Source organism: Collimonas rhizosphaerae (assembly GCF_038896935.1).
GTDB classification, from domain to species: domain Bacteria; phylum Pseudomonadota; class Gammaproteobacteria; order Burkholderiales; family Burkholderiaceae_D; genus Collimonas; species Collimonas rhizosphaerae.
The window spans coordinates 93,292-111,736 of the sequence record NZ_JBANDC010000020.1 but is presented as its reverse complement, the minus strand read 5'-3'; the positions used below and the strand labels follow the sequence as shown (position 1 = coordinate 111,736).

Genomic DNA, 18,445 nt, shown 5'->3' with positions numbered 1-18,445 from the left:
GACAACCTGCCGAAAACCCGTTCCGGCAAGATCATGCGGCGCTTGCTGCGGGTGCTGGCAAAAGGCGAGGAAATCACCCAGGATGTTTCCACTTTGGAAAATCCGGCGATCCTGGAACAGCTCAAGCAGCCGGTTTAATCAATGAATGAAGACATGCCCTGCATGGAAGCAACAGGGAATTGTCATCGGCCCGAGAATTGAATCTCACTTTACGGAAATATCATGCGTCTCATCCTCTTAGGACCACCCGGCGCCGGAAAAGGCACACAAGCCAATTTTATTAAGGAACGTTTCAATATCCCGCATATCTCCACCGGAGACATGCTGCGAGCCGCAGTAAAAGACAAGACGCCTCTGGGGACGGAAGTGAAAAAGATAATGGATGCGGGCGGCCTGGTATCCGATGCAATCATTATTCGTCTTGTTAAAGATCGCTTGAAGCAAGCCGATTGCGCCAACGGTTATCTGTTCGATGGTTTTCCGCGCACGCTTCCACAGGCGGAGATGATGAAGGAAGCCGGCATCGCAATTGATTTTGTGCTGGAGATCGATGTGCCGGATGAGGTCATTCTGGAACGCATGAGCGGGCGCCGGGTTCACTCGCCATCCGGTCGCACCTATCATGTGAAATTCAATCCGCCAAAGGTCGAAGGAACGGACGATATCACCGGCGAGGACCTGATTCTGCGCGAGGACGATAGAGAAGATACGGTTAAAAAACGTTTAAAGATTTATCACGATCAAACGAAAATGCTTATTGCCTATTACGCTCAATGGGCCCAATCCGGACAATCCGGGGCCGCAAAATATCGAAAGATAAATGGTATCGGCCCAGTAGACGCCATTCGAGACAATGCATTTTCTGTCATGGCGCCGGATTGACGTATCACTGGCTTTGACCAGTACGACGAATTCCTTCGAGTCTTCGTTTTCAAGGAATGACATGGCATTGATGTCTTTCAGGTGAGAGCCGGCGTCGACCGAACCGTGAGCTCTAATTACAAACAGGTAGAAAATTCATGCCGGCTTGGCGTCAGCACAAGCCAGCATGGCGTCGCCAATCATGCGATCACCTTGGGCCTTGAGCGTCTCGCCGGCGCCGCGGATGTCACGCACTTCCTTGTTCTGGCTCAGTTTTGACTTGCCGACAAGACGCGTGATTTCAATCTCCAGGCCCACGATGGCCTTGAGCATCGTGTCAATGTACTCCTGGGAGCTGTCCGTCATCTTCCACGGCGCCGGCTGCGACGCTTCATGGGTTCGGGTCAGGCGGGCAACCAGGCCGCGCACGAAGCGCTCATCGTCGCGGATGGTGATGCGTCCGTAGGCATGAGCCACCACGTAATTCCAGGTGGGTACCTGCTTGTGGAACTCATGTTTGGATGGATACCAAGTGGGCGACACATACGCATCGGCGACCCGAAACACCACCAGTACCTCATCGCCGTCGGATACGTCCTTCCATACCGGATTGGCGCGCGCCACATGGGCATTCAATACGCCCATACCGCCCCGCTGGGGATCGAGTTCAAAAGGAATATGGTTGGCATCCAGTCCACTCGCGCCATGCGTGAACAGTATTCCAAAGGGATGTTGCTTGATGAGGTCATGCAGCACTTCTATGCGAGGCTCATCGAAATGGGTGGGTACATACATGTCAGTTCTCCCGGTTTTAATCCTGATTGAAACGCTCATGCCTTTGCAGGCAGTAATGGCTGGTCATCCAACCTGGATTATGGTTATTTTCTGGATTACTATATAGATCCACAATTGATCAATTCCAGCAGGCCAGAATCGTATGCCGCGACGCCCCCAAGCTGTTGATTTGCCACCCATCAGCGGCTTGGACCGGACAAGCGGCCATCTTGGCCGCCAATTGACGCACGCTCTGCGCGAGGCAATACGCACCGGCAACTTGAAACCTGGCGATCTTCTTCCTTCGACCCGCCAGCTAGCCGCCGCGCTCGATATTGCTCGCGGTACCGTCATGGAGGCGTATGAACAACTGATCGCCGAGGGGTTTCTCGATGCACAACCAAGGGCGGGCACGCGAGTCGCTTCCGCGCTGGCCCAATCGCGGTCCGCCGCCAGCGGTTCGCAAAAGCCGGCGGCAAACACGACGCCCACTTCACTTCCGGCGCCTGCAGCCGCCTTCGCCAAAGTCGCGGAGCAATTTAAGCCGCTCCCGCCGGTACCCTTTGCCGTTTCCGTTCCCACCGGCCCGGCAGCACCCGATGCAGCGTGGCGACGGCTCGGCAACCGCATCCGCGCCCAAGGACCAGGCGCGCCCTCGGGCTATGACGATCCTCAGGGTGTCAAGGCCCTGCGGGAAGCCGTGGCAGAGTATGTGCGGAGGTCGCGCTCGGTACAGTGCCGTGCTGAACAGGTCATCATCACGGCGGGAACCCAGCAAGGGTTGTACCTTGCCTGCCAGGTGCTGCTGGGCGCCACCGACATCGCGTGGGTGGAAGACCCCGCCTATCGGGGCATTACGGGAATTCTCGAAAGCACAGGGCGGCAGGATCGCATGGTGCGCGTTCCAGTTGACGATGCCGGCATCGACGTTGACGCCGGCATGGCGATGGCAAAGGATGCGCGTGCTGCATTCGTCACCCCTTCGCACCAATATCCGCTGGGAATGCCGATGAGCATGGGGCGCAGGAATGCATTGCTGGCTTGGGCAAGGAAGAGCGGCGCGTGGATCGTAGAGGACGACTACGACAGTGAACTGCGCTATGCCGGCCATCCGTTTCCTTCACTGCAGGGGCTTGCGCCGGATCGCGTCGTCTACCTGGGCACCTTCAGCAAGATCCTGTTTCCGTCGCTGCGCCTTGGCTACGCCATCGTTCCCGAAGCTTTGGTGCCCGCCTTCTGCGGTGCGCGTGTGCTGATGGACCGGCATACGCCAAGCGCCGACCAGCACGTCCTCGCCGCATTCATCACCGAAGGTCATCTGGACCGGCATATCCGACGCATCCGCGGCGTATACGCTGAGCGCCGAAGCCAGCTGGCAGGCATGCTCGAGCGATGGATTCCGAAGGATCATGGATGGCTGCAGCCAAGCGATCAGGGCATGCACCTGGTACTCTGGCTAGCGCGCGGCATCGATGACGTCCTGCTGGCGTCGCGCGCCGTGGAGGCTGGAGTCGCCGTGCGTGCAGTGTCCCCAATGTATTCGGAGGGCAATGGCCGCTCAGGGCTCGTCCTGGGTTTAGGCGGATACAGCAACGAGCAGATGGAGACAGCAGTGCGGATCCTTGCTGCAATCATTGTGACGATGAGAAAGACCACGCCTTGCATATCGCCATAAGCTCTTGCAGCGTGTATTTCCTGAATTGCTCGTGCAATTTTTGAGCTTCACGAATTGGAAAATGACGATGCAAGAAAGAAAAAGCTTGATCCAGATGTTTTCTTCTTTCTTTGACACCGACGAAGACCTCCTTTGCGGAACGGGACAGAGAGAGGAACCAAGCAATGCGCATCCGAAATCAATAAGGGCACTTTAGGCGCCAATACGCAATTGCAATCCCGTATTGCTGTATAACGGCGTCGCAGAAAAACCGTCCACGGAAATCGTGTCGAATTTTCCTTTAAGACTCGTCGCGGCAATGATGCTGATCGTGTCGCCAACGGCAGGTTTATAGCCTCCCTGGAACTTGATATGAAGAGTGCCGCCGGCAATGGCCATGTTTCCTGCGACGGCAAGTGTTCCCTGCTGACCGGTCCCTAAATTCAGTTCCAATGTGCTGTTCGCCAGTTGCGTATATTTCCCCTGAATTGTCAGTGCGCCAGGCGCATTGCTTGCCAGCGTACCGCCGCTGACGTACACATCGCTCGCACCAAAGGCTGACACGGAATCCCCTTCCAGCGTCCCCGCCTCCAGCTGCGCACCGCCGCTCCAGGTATTGTTGCCACTTAACTTGAGGACACCGCTACCCTGCTTGGTTAACTTCCCCGCACCTGATATATCGTTACGCCAGTTATCAACGGCGTAAAAGCCTCCTTTGCTGGCGTCCATCGATACCACGACATTGCCATTGAAGACCGCATATCCGTCTGCTGCGGCAAAAAGATTGAGGCGTCCCCAGCCTTCGGCGTCGTCCAGGACCGGATATCCGGAGGCAATCGCCGTGGTTTTCAACACTACCCGGCGCTGGACATCGCTGAGGTAAGGCAAGCGTGTCTCCAATAGCACCTCGGCGCCTTTAGGTACGTTGGCGGGCGCGGTAGTTGCGCCTATTTGTGCAAAACCATAAGTCGTGCGGCGCGAATAATTTGCCTTGTTGCTCGCATAATCTGCAAACCGGTCTGTGGTAGCGTTAGCAGAGTGAGCAAAAGCATTAAAGGTGTCGGGAGTTGTATTGGTTTGCGCCATAAGCGCGGCATGGGCCTGTGCAACAGCAGCAGCTTTTGCAGCCGCATTAGCCGGATCGGCCAGATTGGCGGCAACCACGGCTTGACCAAGTACGCGTCCGCTCATCACATCCAATGGCGAGTGCATGCCAGCCAAAATCCGGTTTTCTCCCAATTCCAGGCCACGGCTGATAATCTCTTGGAACCGTTCAGGAACGGCATAGGCCATCGCCACTGCGTCGCGGGTAGCCTCCGCCGAATGACCGCTGGTAAAACCGCCATCCGTTGCGGGTGTCGGGCTCTTCGCCGGCACCAGGGCAGGCACCACAACCACGCTGCTGCTCCAGCGAAATGGCCGAGCATACTTGTAAAAACGTTTGGCTGGTTCTGTTGATCCGTTGTTGCCCATGGTGTTGATAAAATCGACCACTCCACCAAATGCCGGATTGGCGCTGCCGCCGACACCGGTATTGTTACCGCTGTCATTGTATAAAACAGTGGTGGCGTCGGCCGGGACCGTCGTAATGCTGGTAGCCTGTTGCGCCGCTTGGCGCCATGCGGCCGTCAGCGGGCCCATGCCATCAGTGACGCTATATCCTTTGCCGCGACGATCGTCCAGATAAGCGGCCGCTGCCTGGGCTGAAGTGCGATTGGACGTCGCTGCGACGACATACTGGATGTTCGCGTTGTGCACGGCTGCGTTGAGTATCGTGCCGCCCGGGGTGCCATCGTTCGGAATACCTGTCCAGGTCGACGGAGAAATGGCGGGAAAATTACCGACGGCAGGCGCGGTGACGCCAGCGTCGACAATATCGGTGAGCGGTTGCCATATTTCCTTGAAGCCCGCCAAAACACGTACGCCAGCATTCGTTTCCAGAGTCGCATAGCGTGCATCCCCGCGCTGGTTGCTCGCCACATTATCGACAAAAGCAGGGATCGATGCGGCAACTGGCGCGGTGTCGACATAGCCCGGGTCCGCCGGCGCCGGCGGAATGACCAATGCCGATGGCGTCGATTGCGGAGTCTCAAGTTGATCTGATCCTCCACCGCAAGCTGTCAATGCCATGGATGCACTGATGGCGAGCGCCAGCGGGCGGCGCAGGAAGGATTGTCGTAGTCGCATTTTCTATGCCTTCATTTATCAGAAACAAAACGAAGGGATGATAGTTGCCAAATGCTACGGCAGCATGACGTTGCAGCCCGCATTTGAACGGCAATGGCGCTCATCGGGATGCATGTCATTTTTTGTCAGGCACAATCTGTGCTTAGAGCGAGGTACTGATTACTTTCCCACTCTGAGTCATGAGAATAAAAAACCACGTTCCGCTGGCCATCGTCGCTGCCTTGCTCTCGACGCTCACCGCCTGCGGGGGCGGTGACGGCGCCAGCAACAGCGCTGCGAACACCGCCAGTCCAGCGACGCCCGCCACGACCGGTACCGTAAACGGCAACAGCTCAACGACTTCCACTGGCAGCACAAGCACCAATACCACAACCACCGGATCGACTACCACGCCAGCGACAACGGTGGCGCTGATCGACATCAGCGCCGCGATCCTGGCAAACCAGAACGTCGTCCTCAATGGCGATTCTGTCGTCGATGTCCCCTCCGGGACGACAACTTACGGCGGAATCATTTCCGGAAGCGGTACGCTCACGGTCCGCGCGCCGAGCGGGTCGGGTACCCTGGTGCTCACCGCCGACAGCAACTTCACGCTGCCGGCCTCGCAACAAACCGAGACCGCCACGCAGACCAAGAGCCCCACCGATCCCAACCATGTGCATTACTGGGTCATCCACAATCCCAATCCGCCGGCGGTGATCGTCAATGCAGGCGCCACACTGCAGCTGGGCACGCCTTCATCCACCGGCGGCAGCATTGGCAGCTATATTCCCAACACGGCCGGCACCACGATCAATCTCGACAATTTCCAGATCGACGGCACCCTGGTCCTGGAATCCGGTCCGCCACTCAACATGGGCATCCTGAGCGGCAGCGGCGTCATCCGGCGTCCGCCCATCGGCACTACCGGCGGCACCGTCCGTTTCGTCGGCGACAATCCATTCAGCGGTGTCTACTCTCAGCTCTACGGTGGTTATTTCGGCGTCGACCATGTCATTTTTTCGATGCCGAATGCGACCATTTTCAGCAACGAGTCTTTCATCACGGCGGCCCCGGAAGGCTTGTTCGGCGATACCGCACTCCACCAGCTGAAGTATCCGAAAACCATTTGGGAAAGCCATTACGGCGACGATATCAACACCAACTCCGGCCTGGTGATTTTTTCGGGCATCTACAGCTATAGCAACAGCGGCGACCAGCTTAAGCCGGCCTTAAGCGATCCCAGCTTGAATACCATGCTGGTGCAAAATGTCTCCGGCAGCCTCACCGGCGGCGATCACTCCAGCTTCCGCGGCATCAACATCGAAGGCGGCACGACCCAGTGGGGCGATGGCACAACCAATCAGTTCTTCCTGCCTTCGGCGCCGTCGCCCGCTGCGCCTAATTCCGCGGTTAAAAATGCCTATATCAATCTGCACAGAGGCGCGACCCTGGTGTTCGACTACAACGGCAAGTACAGCTGCAACGTAGGCATTACAGGGGGCGGCGGCGGACCGGATGCCGACGGTTCGACCGGAACCGGCAATCTCACCATCGCCGCCACCGCCGGCAACTACGCCATACTGACCATGCCGCAGAACTACAACGGCATCACCACCATCGGCGCCGGCGCCACGCTGCAGATCGGCAACGGCGCGCCGGTCAGCGCGGTGCAGGCGACGGTGGGTGCGCCGACCGCGGCTGCGCCGTATGGCGCTATCACGCGCCAGACCACCGTGGCTACCTACACCGGAGACAGCAGCCTGCTTACAGCCGAATCGGCCAACGGCAGCCTCAGCAATGCCATCGTCGACAACGGCACGCTGATTATCGCCAACACATCGACCGCCATCACCCTGTCGAACATCAGCGGCAGCGGTACGATCAAGCAGGCCGGAGCCGCAACCACGACCCTGTCGGGCGCCAGCAGCTACAGTGGCGGCACCACGATCAGCGGCGGCACGCTGAGCGTGGCCAGCGACACCGCATTGGGTAGCGGCAGCACCATCAACAGCGCGACCTTGGCAACCGCTGGCAGCCAGCATGCGATCAACGTCAGCGGCAACTACACACAGACAGCGGGCGGCAGTCTTGCATTATCGATCGGCAGCGTGTCCGATCAGCTCAAGGCCGGCGGACAGGCGCTTCTGGCCGGCAGCCTGGTCCTCAACTTCGCCTCGGCGCCGGCGCCGGGGAGCAGGTTCGTGGTAGTGCAAGCTGCGGGCGGCGTCAGCGGCGCGTTCACCAGCGTCAGCGGCAACGGCGTTTCTTTGGTAGGCGGGCAGGACGCTACGAGTTACTACGTGACGGTGCAATGATGGCGCAATGAAGAAAGACGCGGGCTGCCGTCGGCGCAGCTCGCCTCGTAGGGAAATCCCTACGATGAAATGCCTGAATCCCGTAGAAGAATCAAGGCTTCCTGATACCTCGCTTCCTTTCCGCTGACTAGTCTTGGAGCACACTGAAGGCATAAATTAAAACAACCATGTCCCATCCCGTCCGCTATCGCTTTGCACTTTCTGCCGCATCATCCCTTTTGCTGATACCCGTGCTGAGCATGAAACCCGGGACTGTCTATGCCGCCTGCAGCACCTCTGGACAATCAACAATCTGCGATGCCAGCGCGGCGAATCCCTGGACAACATCGGTTGGCAGAGGCAATCTGGCTGCCGAAGACGGCAGGACAGTCACGGTCGGCGCGGGAAGCCGGATCGCGGTCGGCGATACGAATGCCATCAGCCTGCGCGACAATGCAGACATAACGCTCCAGAACGGCGGCACGGCAAGCGCCAACGGGGTCCGCAATGCTGGACTATATAAGAACGGCGCCAATACGATCGAGTTTCGCAATAACAGCACATTGACTGTCGATCAAGGAGGCCAGGTCCTGGCGACCGGCACCGAAATCACTGCCGAAGCTGTCAATCCGCAGGGCAGCGGCAACTTCATTATCAACAATGGCACGATCAGGGCAGATCATGCCGTTGCCGTCTGGTTTCAGAATACGAGCGGACTGAACACGATTATCAACAATGAAACAGGCGTCATCCAGGCGCCAGGCAACGTGATCGGCGCATCCGGCAACGGCGCGGTCGACTTTACCAACAAGGGACGGATCATCGGCGACCTGGTTTTTTCCGGCGGCGATGACACACTGCGACTCTATACGGGATCGGTCATTACGGGAAAATTCGATGGCGGCAAAGGCAACAACACCCTTTTCCTGAGTGGGACCGGAAGCGCATCCCTTTCCGGCGATATGATCAATTTCTCGTCATTCATCAAAAACGATGCGGGAACCTGGACGCTGACCACCCCTATCACCGGAGTCAGGATTGCCGAAGTTCAGCAAGGCACGCTGGCATTGACGGCTAACAACAGCGCGTATGCCGGAAAGATGACCGTCGATGCGGCCGGCACGCTTGAAGCACGCGCACAAAACCTGCCGCTTGCCGTCGTGGACAACGGTCTGGTGCGCTTCGCGCAGCCCGACAACGGAACCTATGCCGGCTTCATTTCCGGCGCCGGTGCGCTCGAAAAGACCCTGGGCGGCACGTTAGTGCTGGCGCCGGCAGCTGCCGGCGGCAATACCTATTCCGGCGGCACGATCATCGCCGCCGGAATACTCGCGGTGGGCGACGCCTCCCACGCGAATGCAGCATTGTCCGGCGGCGGCAGCACGGTCATCTCATCCGGCGCCACGCTAGCCGGCTATGGCAGCGTCACGGGACCGGTGACCAACGGCGGCACCGTCGCGGTAGCCAATGCCTTGTCCGCGTTTGCCGGTTCGGGCAACGGCGCCTTTACGATCAACGGCACATTGGTGAATGCCGGCGTGGTGCAAATCGGCGGTCAGGGAGTTGGCAACCGGCTCAATGTTGTCGGCAACTATGTTGGCCAAAATGGCAGCATCGCCCTGAACACCTACCTCGCAGGTGACGGCGCGGCGTCGGACCGGTTAGTGATCAGCGGTGGCACCGCTAGCGGATCGTCCAGCTTACGCATCACGAATGTAGGCGGCCCTGGGGCGGCCATCGTCGCCGATGGCATTGAGGTGGTGCAGAGCGTGAATGGCGCGACGACTACCGCAAGTGCATTTGCACTTGCGGCACCGGTCAAGGCCGGCGCTTATGCCTACTACCTTGCCAAAGGCGGGGTGACCAGCGGCACATCTGAAAACTGGTATCTGCGCAACACCGTGACGCAAACTCCAGCACCGCCCGTAGTTGTGCCTCCAACCACGACCTTAGGTGCACCTCCAGCTACGCCATCGACAGGCTCCGTAGCAATCCCGCTGTATCGCCCCGAAGTACCTATCTATGCGGCAGTTGCCAGCATCGCTCGGCAGGTCAATATCCAGCAACTCGATAATTTCCATGATAGGCAGGGAGAGCAATCGCTGTTGACCGAGAACGGCGAACTGCCGGCGGCTTGGGGGCGTGTCTGGGGCAGCCATACCAAGCAACGTCAGGATGGTACTGTCACGCCCCAGTTCGATGGCTCAATGACGGGAATGCAGGTCGGTCACGACATCTACGCCGACACTAGCGCCAGTGGCCGACGTAATCATTACGGTCTGTTTCTTGGCTATGCGCATGCCACCGGCAACGTCAACGGTTTTGCGATGGCCGTGCAGAATCTTGATGTCGGCAATCTTGCTATCGACGCATATAGTCTTGGCGGCTACTGGACTCACGTCGGCCCAAGCGGCTGGTACACAGATGCAGTCCTGATGGGAAGTTCACTGTCGGCGGATCCGCGTTCACATGATGGCGTGGGCGCGCATACCCACGGCAGCGCACTCATCGGATCGATCGAGGGCGGCCTTCCCATTCCACTCGGCGCGGATGTGACCATCGAACCTCAGGCGCAAGTGATCTGGCAGAATCAATCCTTCAATAACTTGAATGACGGTGTCTCGACTGTGAGCTTCAACAACGGCAATACCTTCCTCGCTCGCCTCGGAGTGCGGTTGCAAAGCCGTTTTGACACAGCTGCCGCGATCTGGCAGCCATATCTGCGGCTGAACCTGCTGCGCAGTTCCGGCTCCCATGACACCACCACTTTTGACGGTACTACCGTGATTTCCAGCGGTACGAATCAGACAGCGGGCCAGCTGAACGCGGGTCTGGTTGCCACGATCAACAAGTCGGCCAGTGCGTTTGTGACCGGAACTTACACGACCAACCTCGGCGGAGCGCAACAGCGCATGGCGATGGTGGATGCCGGCATGCGGTGGAGTTGGTAAGCCGATTTACTCTCACGGAGTTGGAAGAAATGACTTTTTCATTACGCAGAATAAGCAGCCTTGTTTGTGCAGCCATGATAACCACGTTGGGTGCTGCGTCCGCAAGGGCGGATTCCTTTACGCATCCTGGCGCCTTGCATACCCAAGCCGACCTGGAGCGGATGAAAACCAAAGTCGCGCAAAGTGCACAGCCTTGGCTTGATGGATGGAATATTCTTGTCAAGAATCCTCATGCATCGTTGAACTGGGCGCCGCGCCCCGTTGTTGTGGTTTACCGAGGCAAAGACGGTGCCGGTCATCCAGAGAATTACAGCGCGCTATTCAACGATGCTGCGGCAGCCTATGCACTTGCCTTGCGCTGGAAGATAAGTGGCGACGATGCCTATGCCGACAAGGCTGCTTCCATCCTGGACGCCTGGTCGGCAACGCTGACCGGGATAAGCGGGAGTTCGGACAAATTCCTGGCGTCCGGAATCTATGGTTATCAGCTCGCCAATGCGGCAGAGATCCTGCGCACATACAAGAAATGGCCTGAGAGTAATTTCAATCGCTTCAAAACGATGATGCTCAACGTTTTCTATCCGATGAACCATGATTTCCTGGCCAGGCATAACGGCGCAAAAATAGACCACTACTGGGCCAACTGGGACCTCGCCAACATGGATTCCTTGATTGCTATCGGCATACTCGCTGACCGTCGAGACATCTATGACGAGGCGATCGAATACTTCAAGCATGGCGGGGGCAATGGCGCTATCAATCACCTGGTATGGAAAATATATCCGGACGGACTAGGGCAGACGCAGGAGAGCGGGCGCGACCAAGGCCACAATACGCTGAACGTTGCATTGCTTGGTGCGTTTTGCCAGATGGCGTGGAACCAGCACGACGACATGTTCGGTTATGACGACAAACGCGTCCTGAAGGGGGTCGAATACATCGCCAAATACAATCTGGGACAGGATGTCCCTTACACGCCGTACCGCAACAGCGACGTGACCCAGGAAGTCATTTCCAGCGCCGGCCGCGGTGATAATCGTCCGGTCTGGGAATTGTTCTACAACCACTATGTGGTTCTCAAGGGACAGGACGCACCGTATACAAAGGCGTTCGCAGAGAAAGTGCGTCCCGAAGGCGGTGGGGGCAACTACGGTCCAAACAGCGGTGGCTTCGATCAACTCGGCTATGGCACGTTGACTTATACGTTGCGATGAATTGCTCGAAGTTCAGGACCAAGATGCGATTGGATGACTCGGATGCCGCTGCTGCATAAGCAAAGCATGACATGCCACTCTTGGGCGGCGGCAAAAACAAGGCCTCGATGATCGGCAGGAGCGGCGCATTCCTGCGCGGCCCGGTATCTTCTTTGCGTGTCCGAGACAATGCCGACACCGAAGATGCACTAAACAAATTGCAGGCACGCTAAACAAGCAGGGCACCTGCTCGCCGCAGGCATCAGTCCCGCCGACAAAAAATGTCAGTCTCTGACAAATGACGGGCAATAAATTCTTCATTGCCGCTAAACGTCAAAAAAAATACCCACAATCCTGCTGGTACAACACTTGCTCCTAAGCAAGTTCCCGCACAGCTCACGCGGGCGATTCAGTCATCGAACATTTCATACGAACCCGTAGTCCACGGGATGCAGCATTGGACGCATGCCGCAACACACGAATTGGCAAATGCAAATAATTTGCACAGGCATCGAGCCTGGCCAGAATCAGCAAGCAAGCTTCACATGAACACCGGGCTCAACGTTCCAATGCCTTACATGGAAACAACGCATGGCAATGTTTTGACCACTTATTTTGACCGCTTATAAACCAACCGAACCAACTTTTTTTGACCTGAACGCAATAACAAAAACAAAGGAACGCACCATGAACAAAGTGCCATATCGACGTCAGCTGAAATTGGACCCATTGCGCCATCTGTCGACACAAGTACTGCCTCTCGCCTTGGCATTGCTGCTTGCAGCCTGCGGCGGCGGAGGCAGCGACGATCCGGCAGCCCAGGATGCCGCGGCCAAGTCCTCCAAGGCCCTGGCCGCGGCAAGCGCGGCTGCGGAAACCGTGCTGACGCCGGTGAGCGCCAGCGCCAGTTCGGCGGAACGCGGCGACCTGTCTGCCGCTGCCGCCATCGACCACAACGAGAGCACGCGCTGGGGCAGCGGCTTCTCCGACGATGAATACCTGACGCTGGATTTCGGCACATCCCAGGTCATCAATCGCGTACACATCGACTGGGAAAACGCGCACGCTCTCCAATACCTGCTGCAGGTCTCCGACGACAACGCCAACTGGACCACGATCAAGACCGTGGACAATAGCCAGGGCGGCTCCGAGGACTGGACCGGGCTCTCGGGCCAGGGCCGCTATCTGCGCATGAAGGGCATCAAACGCTCGACGCAGTACGGCTATTCGATCTTCGAGATCCAGGCCTTCTCAGGCACCCCGGTTGCGCCGCCCGTATCAAATCCGGTGCCTGTGCCGGTCGATACCAGCAAGCCGGGCGTGACCATCACGCCGGTCGCGGCAACCTCGTCAGCCCTGGAAAACCCGGGCTTGTCGGCCGCCATGGCAATCGACGGCAAGATGACTACGCGCTGGTCCAGCGCGTCCGAGGACGGCGCCTGGATTCAATTCGACTTTGGCGCCAAGACGCAGGTCGGCTATATGAAACTGCTTTGGGAAAACTCCTACGGCAAGCAATACGCGTTGCGCGTGTCGGATGACGGCCAGACCTGGTCGCAGCTGCGCTACGTGAGCAATGGCCAGGGCGGCACCGAGGAATTTTTCAATCTCGGCGTCAATGCCCGCTACATCCGGTTGCAAGGCATAGCCCGAGCCACGCAGTATGGCTACTCGCTATTCGAGGCGCAGTTCAAGACACCGGGCAGCGACAACACGCTGCCCAACAACACCACATCGGCCCTGAAATTCCCCGCCAGCGGCAACGGCTGGACGCCATTGCCGACATCGGCCGAACCGCTGGAAACGCTGCAGTTCACGCTGCCCGACGGCACGCTGGTCACCCGCTTCGGTGCGCGCGGCCTGGCGCGCCACGGCCGCGAGCGCGGCGAGGAATGGAATGAGATCGGTTATGGCCCTAACGATACCGTCGACCAGGCCACCGGCTTGCCGGTGGACAAAGGGCCAGGCAATTACCTGACGTTCGTGCCGCAGTACTTCAAGAACCGCACCTGGGGTTTCGAGGTCATCGACAATAGCCGCGTGGCAGGCGTGACCAAGCCGACGCTGAAAGTCAACGAGTACTTCCAGCAAGCCCAGCTGCCCGGCGGCGTCGCCTGGTTCCGCGCTTTCGACCGGCCTGGCGTTACCGGATATGGCTGGATGAACCCCGGCGAACTGGTGGATCGCAACCTCGCCATCTGCCCTCCTGTACCGTACCCGCCGAACGGCAAGCTGGCCAACGCCGGCATGTACAACAACGGCTGCAGCCTGACCGTCAATGGTTACCCGGGACATGCAGACCTTGGCCCCGACGGCTTCCCCAACGGCAAAGACGTTCCCGGACGTCCGCTGGTGGTGGGCGATGTCATCGAAGTCTCGCCGTCGTTCTTCTCGACCAAGGACGCCATGCTCGCCAAAGGCGACGACGGCGGCATCCGCTACTACTCTTCCGAATGGATATACGTGGTGGGAACCGGCCTCAGGCCTTGGTACGGCGTGCAGCCGCGCCTGAATTCGGTGCCGCTGCCGGCCGAGACCTTGTCGGGCGGCGTCGGCTCGGTGTCCTACAACTACTCGGACAATGGCTTGTTCATGTTCCAGCAGCCGCAAAACAATGTCGGCATGCAGAACATCCAGCGCTTCGTCGAAGGCCGGCGGCTGGTGCATACCAACTTCACCACCGGCGACCACAACGAACCGGGCAACGACCGCTACGCGCCGGCAGTCGGGCTGCAGGGTCAACGCTTCAACCAGTCCGCCTGCATCGCCTGCCACGTCAACAACGGCCGCAGCATAGCGCCGGGCGGATTGAACCAGCGGCTTGACAGCATGTCGGTGCGGGTGGCGATGATCGATGCCACGGGGCAGCAGCTGCCGCATCCGCAGTATGGCACCGCGGTCCAGATGAATGGCGCATCGACCACCGGAACCTCGCAGAATTGGGGTAACAGCGTCAGCGTCGGCGGCTTCGAGACCCGTTCGGTGAAGCTTGCCGACGGCACCGCAGTCGAATTGCGCAAGCCGACGCTGGCGTTCGAGGGACCGGTGCCGGATGCCGTCTCGCTGCGCGCCGCCCAGCCCATGATCGGCACCGGCTTGCTCGAAGCCGTACAGGAAGCGGACATCCTTGCGCGAGCCCGCACGACAGCGGACGCCGATGGCGTCAAGGGACTGCCTAACTTCGTCTTCGATCCGGAGACAGGCGCCGTCCGCCTGGGCCGCTTCGGCTGGAAGGCATCCAAGGCGACGCTGCGCCAGCAGGCCGCTTCCGCGCTGCTGCTGGACATGGCCGTGACCTCGCCCGTCTACCCCAACCGTGCCTGCAACACCGACCCTGCCGGCTGCGCTTCCGCCGGCGCCCAGAAGGGCATCTCGGAGTCCGACCTGCAATCGATCTCCAACTATCTTTCGCTGGTGGGCGTGCCAGCCCAGCGCAGTATCGCCAGCGGTTTCCCCAAAGGCGTGGCGCCGCTGGATGAACATCGCGTCGATCCGGCACAGGTAAGCAGCGGTTCCAAGGTCTTCCAGGGCATACGATGCACGGCCTGCCACGCAGTCGAGATGAAGACCGGGCCGGGCCATCTGTTTGCCGAATTGCGCAACCAGACGATCCATCCTTATACCGACTTGCTGCTGCATGACATGGGTGCGGACCTTGCCGACAAGTTTGTCGAGGGCCAGGCCAAAGGCAGCATGTGGCGTACGGCGCCTTTGTGGGGCATCGGCTACACCGACAAGGTCATGGGCAACAGCGCCAAAGTCGGTTATTTGCACGATGGCCGCGCCCGCAACCTGACCGAGGCCATCCTCTGGCATGGCGGCGAGGCGGATCGCGCCCGCCAGCGCTTCCAGGCTCTGTCCGCGACGGACCGCGACGCCCTGCTGGCGTTCCTCAAGTCGCTGTAGTCGCTAAAGGATAGTTTTGCATGAGGTGCAGGCCGCTGGGTAGATGACCTACCCAGCGGCCTTTTGCATGGTTCTCGGCATTTTTATAGCCAGCGGAGCCTGGGCGGCGTCCTTTACTTCAGATTAATTAACAGGCAACATAAATTATTTCTACATGGCAATGCCATAATATTGCCCAAAGTCATCATTGCGTAATAAGTAACTGTTATTTTTTGCAAGCTGCCAGGACGATATCCTGGCTTGCATGGCGCAGGCCGGAGAAAGTCCGTGCCGCGTGACGGTGAAAGCAACAGTCATCCCCTGTTTTATAAACCGATGGACCTGATAGAAACATGAAGGAGAAAAAGTAAATGAAAAAAATCCTGGTTTCCCTTTGCCTGATGACCCAGGCAATGTACGCCATGGCCGACGGCCAAACCGATTGCAACGCCGCTGCAGGCAGTTATCTCACGGGCACCGTCAACGCCAAACCGACATTTGCGGATGGCAAGGCGCTCAAGGGCGTCAAGCTCTCGCATACGCATATCAGCGTAAAGGCGGACAAGGATGGCAGGACGTATGACGTTGCCATGGACAACGTCTACGCGAAGGATTATCAAAAAAACTCTACTTCGATACCGAAATCGCTGGCGGCGTTCGGCATAGGCGACAAGGTGGAAATGTGCGGCCAGCTGTATACCAGCGGCTATGGCATCCATTGGGTCCACGATAACTGCAACGTCACACCGGACCAGGCGCATCCAAACGGATTCATCAAGAAAGTGCTGGCGAATGGCAGCGAAGGCGCCAACCTGGAAGCCAGCGAGACTTATTGCTATTTGTGGAACTGAGCGCCGTCGTTCCTGCTCAGTCATTCCGCTAGGTTTCCCGATGCCGTGAACCTGACTATCCGTTATTCACTGCTGCTCGCAGCGGCCGGTGCCTGCCTTGGAATGTATCTGTCGACGACAGGGAGTTCCGGAGAAAGGCTGAGCGTAAAAGCAGGCCCGGCTCCTGTTTCCAGTCCGTCTCCTCGCAGCGGCGAACTGATTTCGCCGTTTGCGCCAGGAACGGCATACCAGGAAAACAGCTTCGCCACGGCCCCTCCTCCCTCCACCGCCGTGTATGCGCGAAACGGCCGCCAGGTCGACCTGGGCGGGCTTACCGCGCAGGAGTACATCGCCAAATGGAATAGCCTGGCAAGAAGCGGCGACAAAGACGCAGCCTACAATGTTTACCAGGCGGCAGCGGTTTGCGCCAGCAATGACGAGCCTGCTCCCGCATACAACAGCGCCGCCGAGCTTGACCGCTTCCTGGATCAACGAAAGAAATTGCTGGCATTGTGCGAAGGCGTCAATCCGGCGCAGCTCCAGGAGCGTCTCTCCTTCCTGGCCTTGGCCGCGCGCGCAGGAAAAGTGGAGGCGCAAATCGATTACTTCATGGAAGGGCCATACGGCCGCGATACCGACCTGGCAAAAAACGCGGACGATCCGGCCGTACAGCAGTGGAAAACCGAAGCCGTCGCCGAACTGAAATCCGCCGCCGGACAGGGAGAGCCATTTGCCCTGGCATTGCTGGCGCAAGTGTATGACGCCGGCGAACTGCTGCCGCGCGATGCAAAATTATCGCTCGCCTACAAGGTCGCCGAAGCAGATGCGAGAAACAGCGCCTTGTCGGAAGACCAGCTCAGGCGCAATGTCGGCACGCACATGTCCGACGCGGATTTTGCCGGCGCCTTGCAGACAGGCAGGCAAATCGCGTCCGCCTGTTGCAAGAAAAACCATCTCTTGCCGCAAGAGTAGGCCGGTCAGGCTTATTGCTCGCCGACGATTTCGATCTCGATGCGCCGGTTCGGTTGCAGGCATTGCACCAGCTGCGGCGTCAGTTTCTGGCCGGGGCATTGAACCACCGGCTTGGCTTTGCCGGCGCCATATGCCCGCACCAGACGGCCGTCCACACCTTTCTGTATCAAATAATCGCGGATCGTATCGGCTCTTGCCTGCGACAATGCAAGGTTTGCCTCTTCAGAGCCAATCCGGTCCGTGTGCCCGGTCACAACTACCGACGACAATTTGACGCCGTCCTGTTTGAGACGGTTTGCCAGATCGTCGAGTTTGCCGCGCCCGGCCGGATCAAGGTTGCCGAGGTCCGATTTGCCAAATGCAAACAGGCCGTCTGCGCCCAATTCCACGCGGCGCGGCAAGACTTTCTCTATTACCGGCGCATCTTTGGCTGAGGGCGGATTGATGTATTTTTCGCAGTCCGGATCCTTCCAATGGGTAGACGTAGCCCGGTTGTCCGAGTCGAACTTCACCTTGAACTGGCAAGTGACATACTCGTTGCCTTTGCCGGTATAAAAATTGAACGCGTAATCCCACTCGCGTACGTTGAAGATGCCTTCGCTGAAATGCGGGTTGCCGAGCTCGCGGCGCACCTGGTCTTTGTTCTGGCCCGGCGTCACGCGTTTTACATGGTCCGGGCCGACAAAATCCCCGGTCTTCAGGTAGGAACTGTCAAGCGCCGGAAAATGCACTTCGCCGGAGTCGGCCGCGGTGGCGGAAAAGCTCATGCAATACAGCATGCTGATGCATAAAGCCCGACGGAAGATGCTGGAAGAATGTCGCATACATTAGTCCTGGAAAAAATAGGAATCGAAAGATTGTC

11 protein-coding genes are annotated in these 18,445 nt (G+C 58.5%); 8 read left to right on the top strand and 3 right to left on the bottom strand.

Annotated elements, in window-relative coordinates; translation table 11 throughout:
• Positions 1-222: 222 nt before the first annotated feature.
• Entirely contained in the window at positions 223-882 is a 660-nt protein-coding gene (adk, locus tag V8G57_RS22380) for an adenylate kinase (protein ID WP_342831283.1), read from the top strand.
• A gap of 135 nt (positions 883-1,017) precedes the next feature.
• Here the strand turns inward: adk and V8G57_RS22375 are convergent, their stop codons facing one another.
• Positions 1,018-1,656, bottom strand: a complete 639-nt coding sequence (locus tag V8G57_RS22375) for an FMN-binding negative transcriptional regulator (protein ID WP_342831282.1) — start codon at positions 1,654-1,656, stop codon at positions 1,018-1,020.
• A gap of 142 nt (positions 1,657-1,798) precedes the next feature.
• On the opposite strand from V8G57_RS22375, the gene pdxR reads away from it, so the two are divergent.
• Positions 1,799-3,310, top strand: coding sequence for a MocR-like pyridoxine biosynthesis transcription factor PdxR (pdxR, locus tag V8G57_RS22370; protein WP_342831281.1), 1,512 nt, complete (start codon positions 1,799-1,801; stop codon positions 3,308-3,310).
• Between the two features lie 192 nt (positions 3,311-3,502).
• Here pdxR and V8G57_RS22365 read toward each other — a convergent pair whose 3' ends face one another.
• Positions 3,503-5,476 (bottom strand): phosphatase PAP2 family protein, encoded by a 1,974-nt coding sequence (locus V8G57_RS22365; RefSeq protein ID WP_342831280.1) that lies wholly within the window; start codon positions 5,474-5,476, stop codon positions 3,503-3,505.
• 179 nt (positions 5,477-5,655) lie between these two features.
• Between V8G57_RS22365 and V8G57_RS22360 the strand changes: the two genes are divergently transcribed.
• The 6 genes from V8G57_RS22360 (at position 5,656) to V8G57_RS22335 (ending at position 17,583) form a co-directional block, all read left to right on the top strand.
• The gene (locus tag V8G57_RS22360; protein WP_342831279.1) at positions 5,656-7,773 is read left to right on the top strand and encodes an autotransporter-associated beta strand repeat-containing protein; all 2,118 of its coding nucleotides are present in this window, start codon (positions 5,656-5,658) and stop codon (positions 7,771-7,773) included.
• A 167-nt stretch (positions 7,774-7,940) separates the two neighbouring features.
• Complete coding sequence (locus V8G57_RS22355) at positions 7,941-10,703, top strand: autotransporter family protein (protein WP_342831278.1); 2,763 nt, start codon at positions 7,941-7,943, stop codon at positions 10,701-10,703.
• Between the two features lie 29 nt (positions 10,704-10,732).
• Positions 10,733-11,917 carry an alginate lyase family protein gene (locus tag V8G57_RS22350; RefSeq protein WP_342831277.1) on the top strand — a complete coding sequence of 395 codons (1,185 nt, stop codon included), beginning with the start codon at positions 10,733-10,735 and terminating at the stop codon, positions 11,915-11,917.
• A 666-nt stretch (positions 11,918-12,583) separates the two neighbouring features.
• The gene (locus V8G57_RS22345) at positions 12,584-15,802 is read left to right on the top strand and encodes a di-heme oxidoredictase family protein (RefSeq protein ID WP_342831276.1); all 3,219 of its coding nucleotides are present in this window, start codon (positions 12,584-12,586) and stop codon (positions 15,800-15,802) included.
• 350 nt (positions 15,803-16,152) lie between these two features.
• A complete protein-coding gene (locus V8G57_RS22340) occupies positions 16,153-16,632 on the top strand; it encodes a hypothetical protein (protein ID WP_342831275.1) in 480 nt (159 codons plus the stop codon).
• A 45-nt stretch (positions 16,633-16,677) separates the two neighbouring features.
• Entirely contained in the window at positions 16,678-17,583 is a 906-nt protein-coding gene (locus tag V8G57_RS22335) for a hypothetical protein (RefSeq protein WP_342831274.1), read from the top strand.
• 11 nt (positions 17,584-17,594) lie between these two features.
• Here V8G57_RS22335 and V8G57_RS22330 read toward each other — a convergent pair whose 3' ends face one another.
• Positions 17,595-18,407: an OmpA family protein gene (locus V8G57_RS22330; RefSeq protein WP_342831273.1), complete on the bottom strand. Its 813-nt coding sequence runs from the start codon at positions 18,405-18,407 to the stop codon at positions 17,595-17,597.
• Positions 18,408-18,445: the final 38 nt, after the last annotated feature.

Coding starts and splice junctions, on each gene's coding strand:
- adk (WP_342831283.1), top strand. CDS start 223: ATGCGTCTCATCCTCTTAGGACCACCCGGCGCCGGAAAAGGCACACAA.
- V8G57_RS22375 (WP_342831282.1), bottom strand. CDS start 1,656: ATGTATGTACCCACCCATTTCGATGAGCCTCGCATAGAAGTGCTGCAT.
- pdxR (WP_342831281.1), top strand. CDS start 1,799: ATGCCGCGACGCCCCCAAGCTGTTGATTTGCCACCCATCAGCGGCTTG.
- V8G57_RS22365 (WP_342831280.1), bottom strand. CDS start 5,476: ATGCGACTACGACAATCCTTCCTGCGCCGCCCGCTGGCGCTCGCCATC.
- V8G57_RS22360 (WP_342831279.1), top strand. CDS start 5,656: ATGAGAATAAAAAACCACGTTCCGCTGGCCATCGTCGCTGCCTTGCTC.
- V8G57_RS22355 (WP_342831278.1), top strand. CDS start 7,941: ATGTCCCATCCCGTCCGCTATCGCTTTGCACTTTCTGCCGCATCATCC.
- V8G57_RS22350 (WP_342831277.1), top strand. CDS start 10,733: ATGACTTTTTCATTACGCAGAATAAGCAGCCTTGTTTGTGCAGCCATG.
- V8G57_RS22345 (WP_342831276.1), top strand. CDS start 12,584: ATGAACAAAGTGCCATATCGACGTCAGCTGAAATTGGACCCATTGCGC.
- V8G57_RS22340 (WP_342831275.1), top strand. CDS start 16,153: ATGAAAAAAATCCTGGTTTCCCTTTGCCTGATGACCCAGGCAATGTAC.
- V8G57_RS22330 (WP_342831273.1), bottom strand. CDS start 18,407: ATGCGACATTCTTCCAGCATCTTCCGTCGGGCTTTATGCATCAGCATG.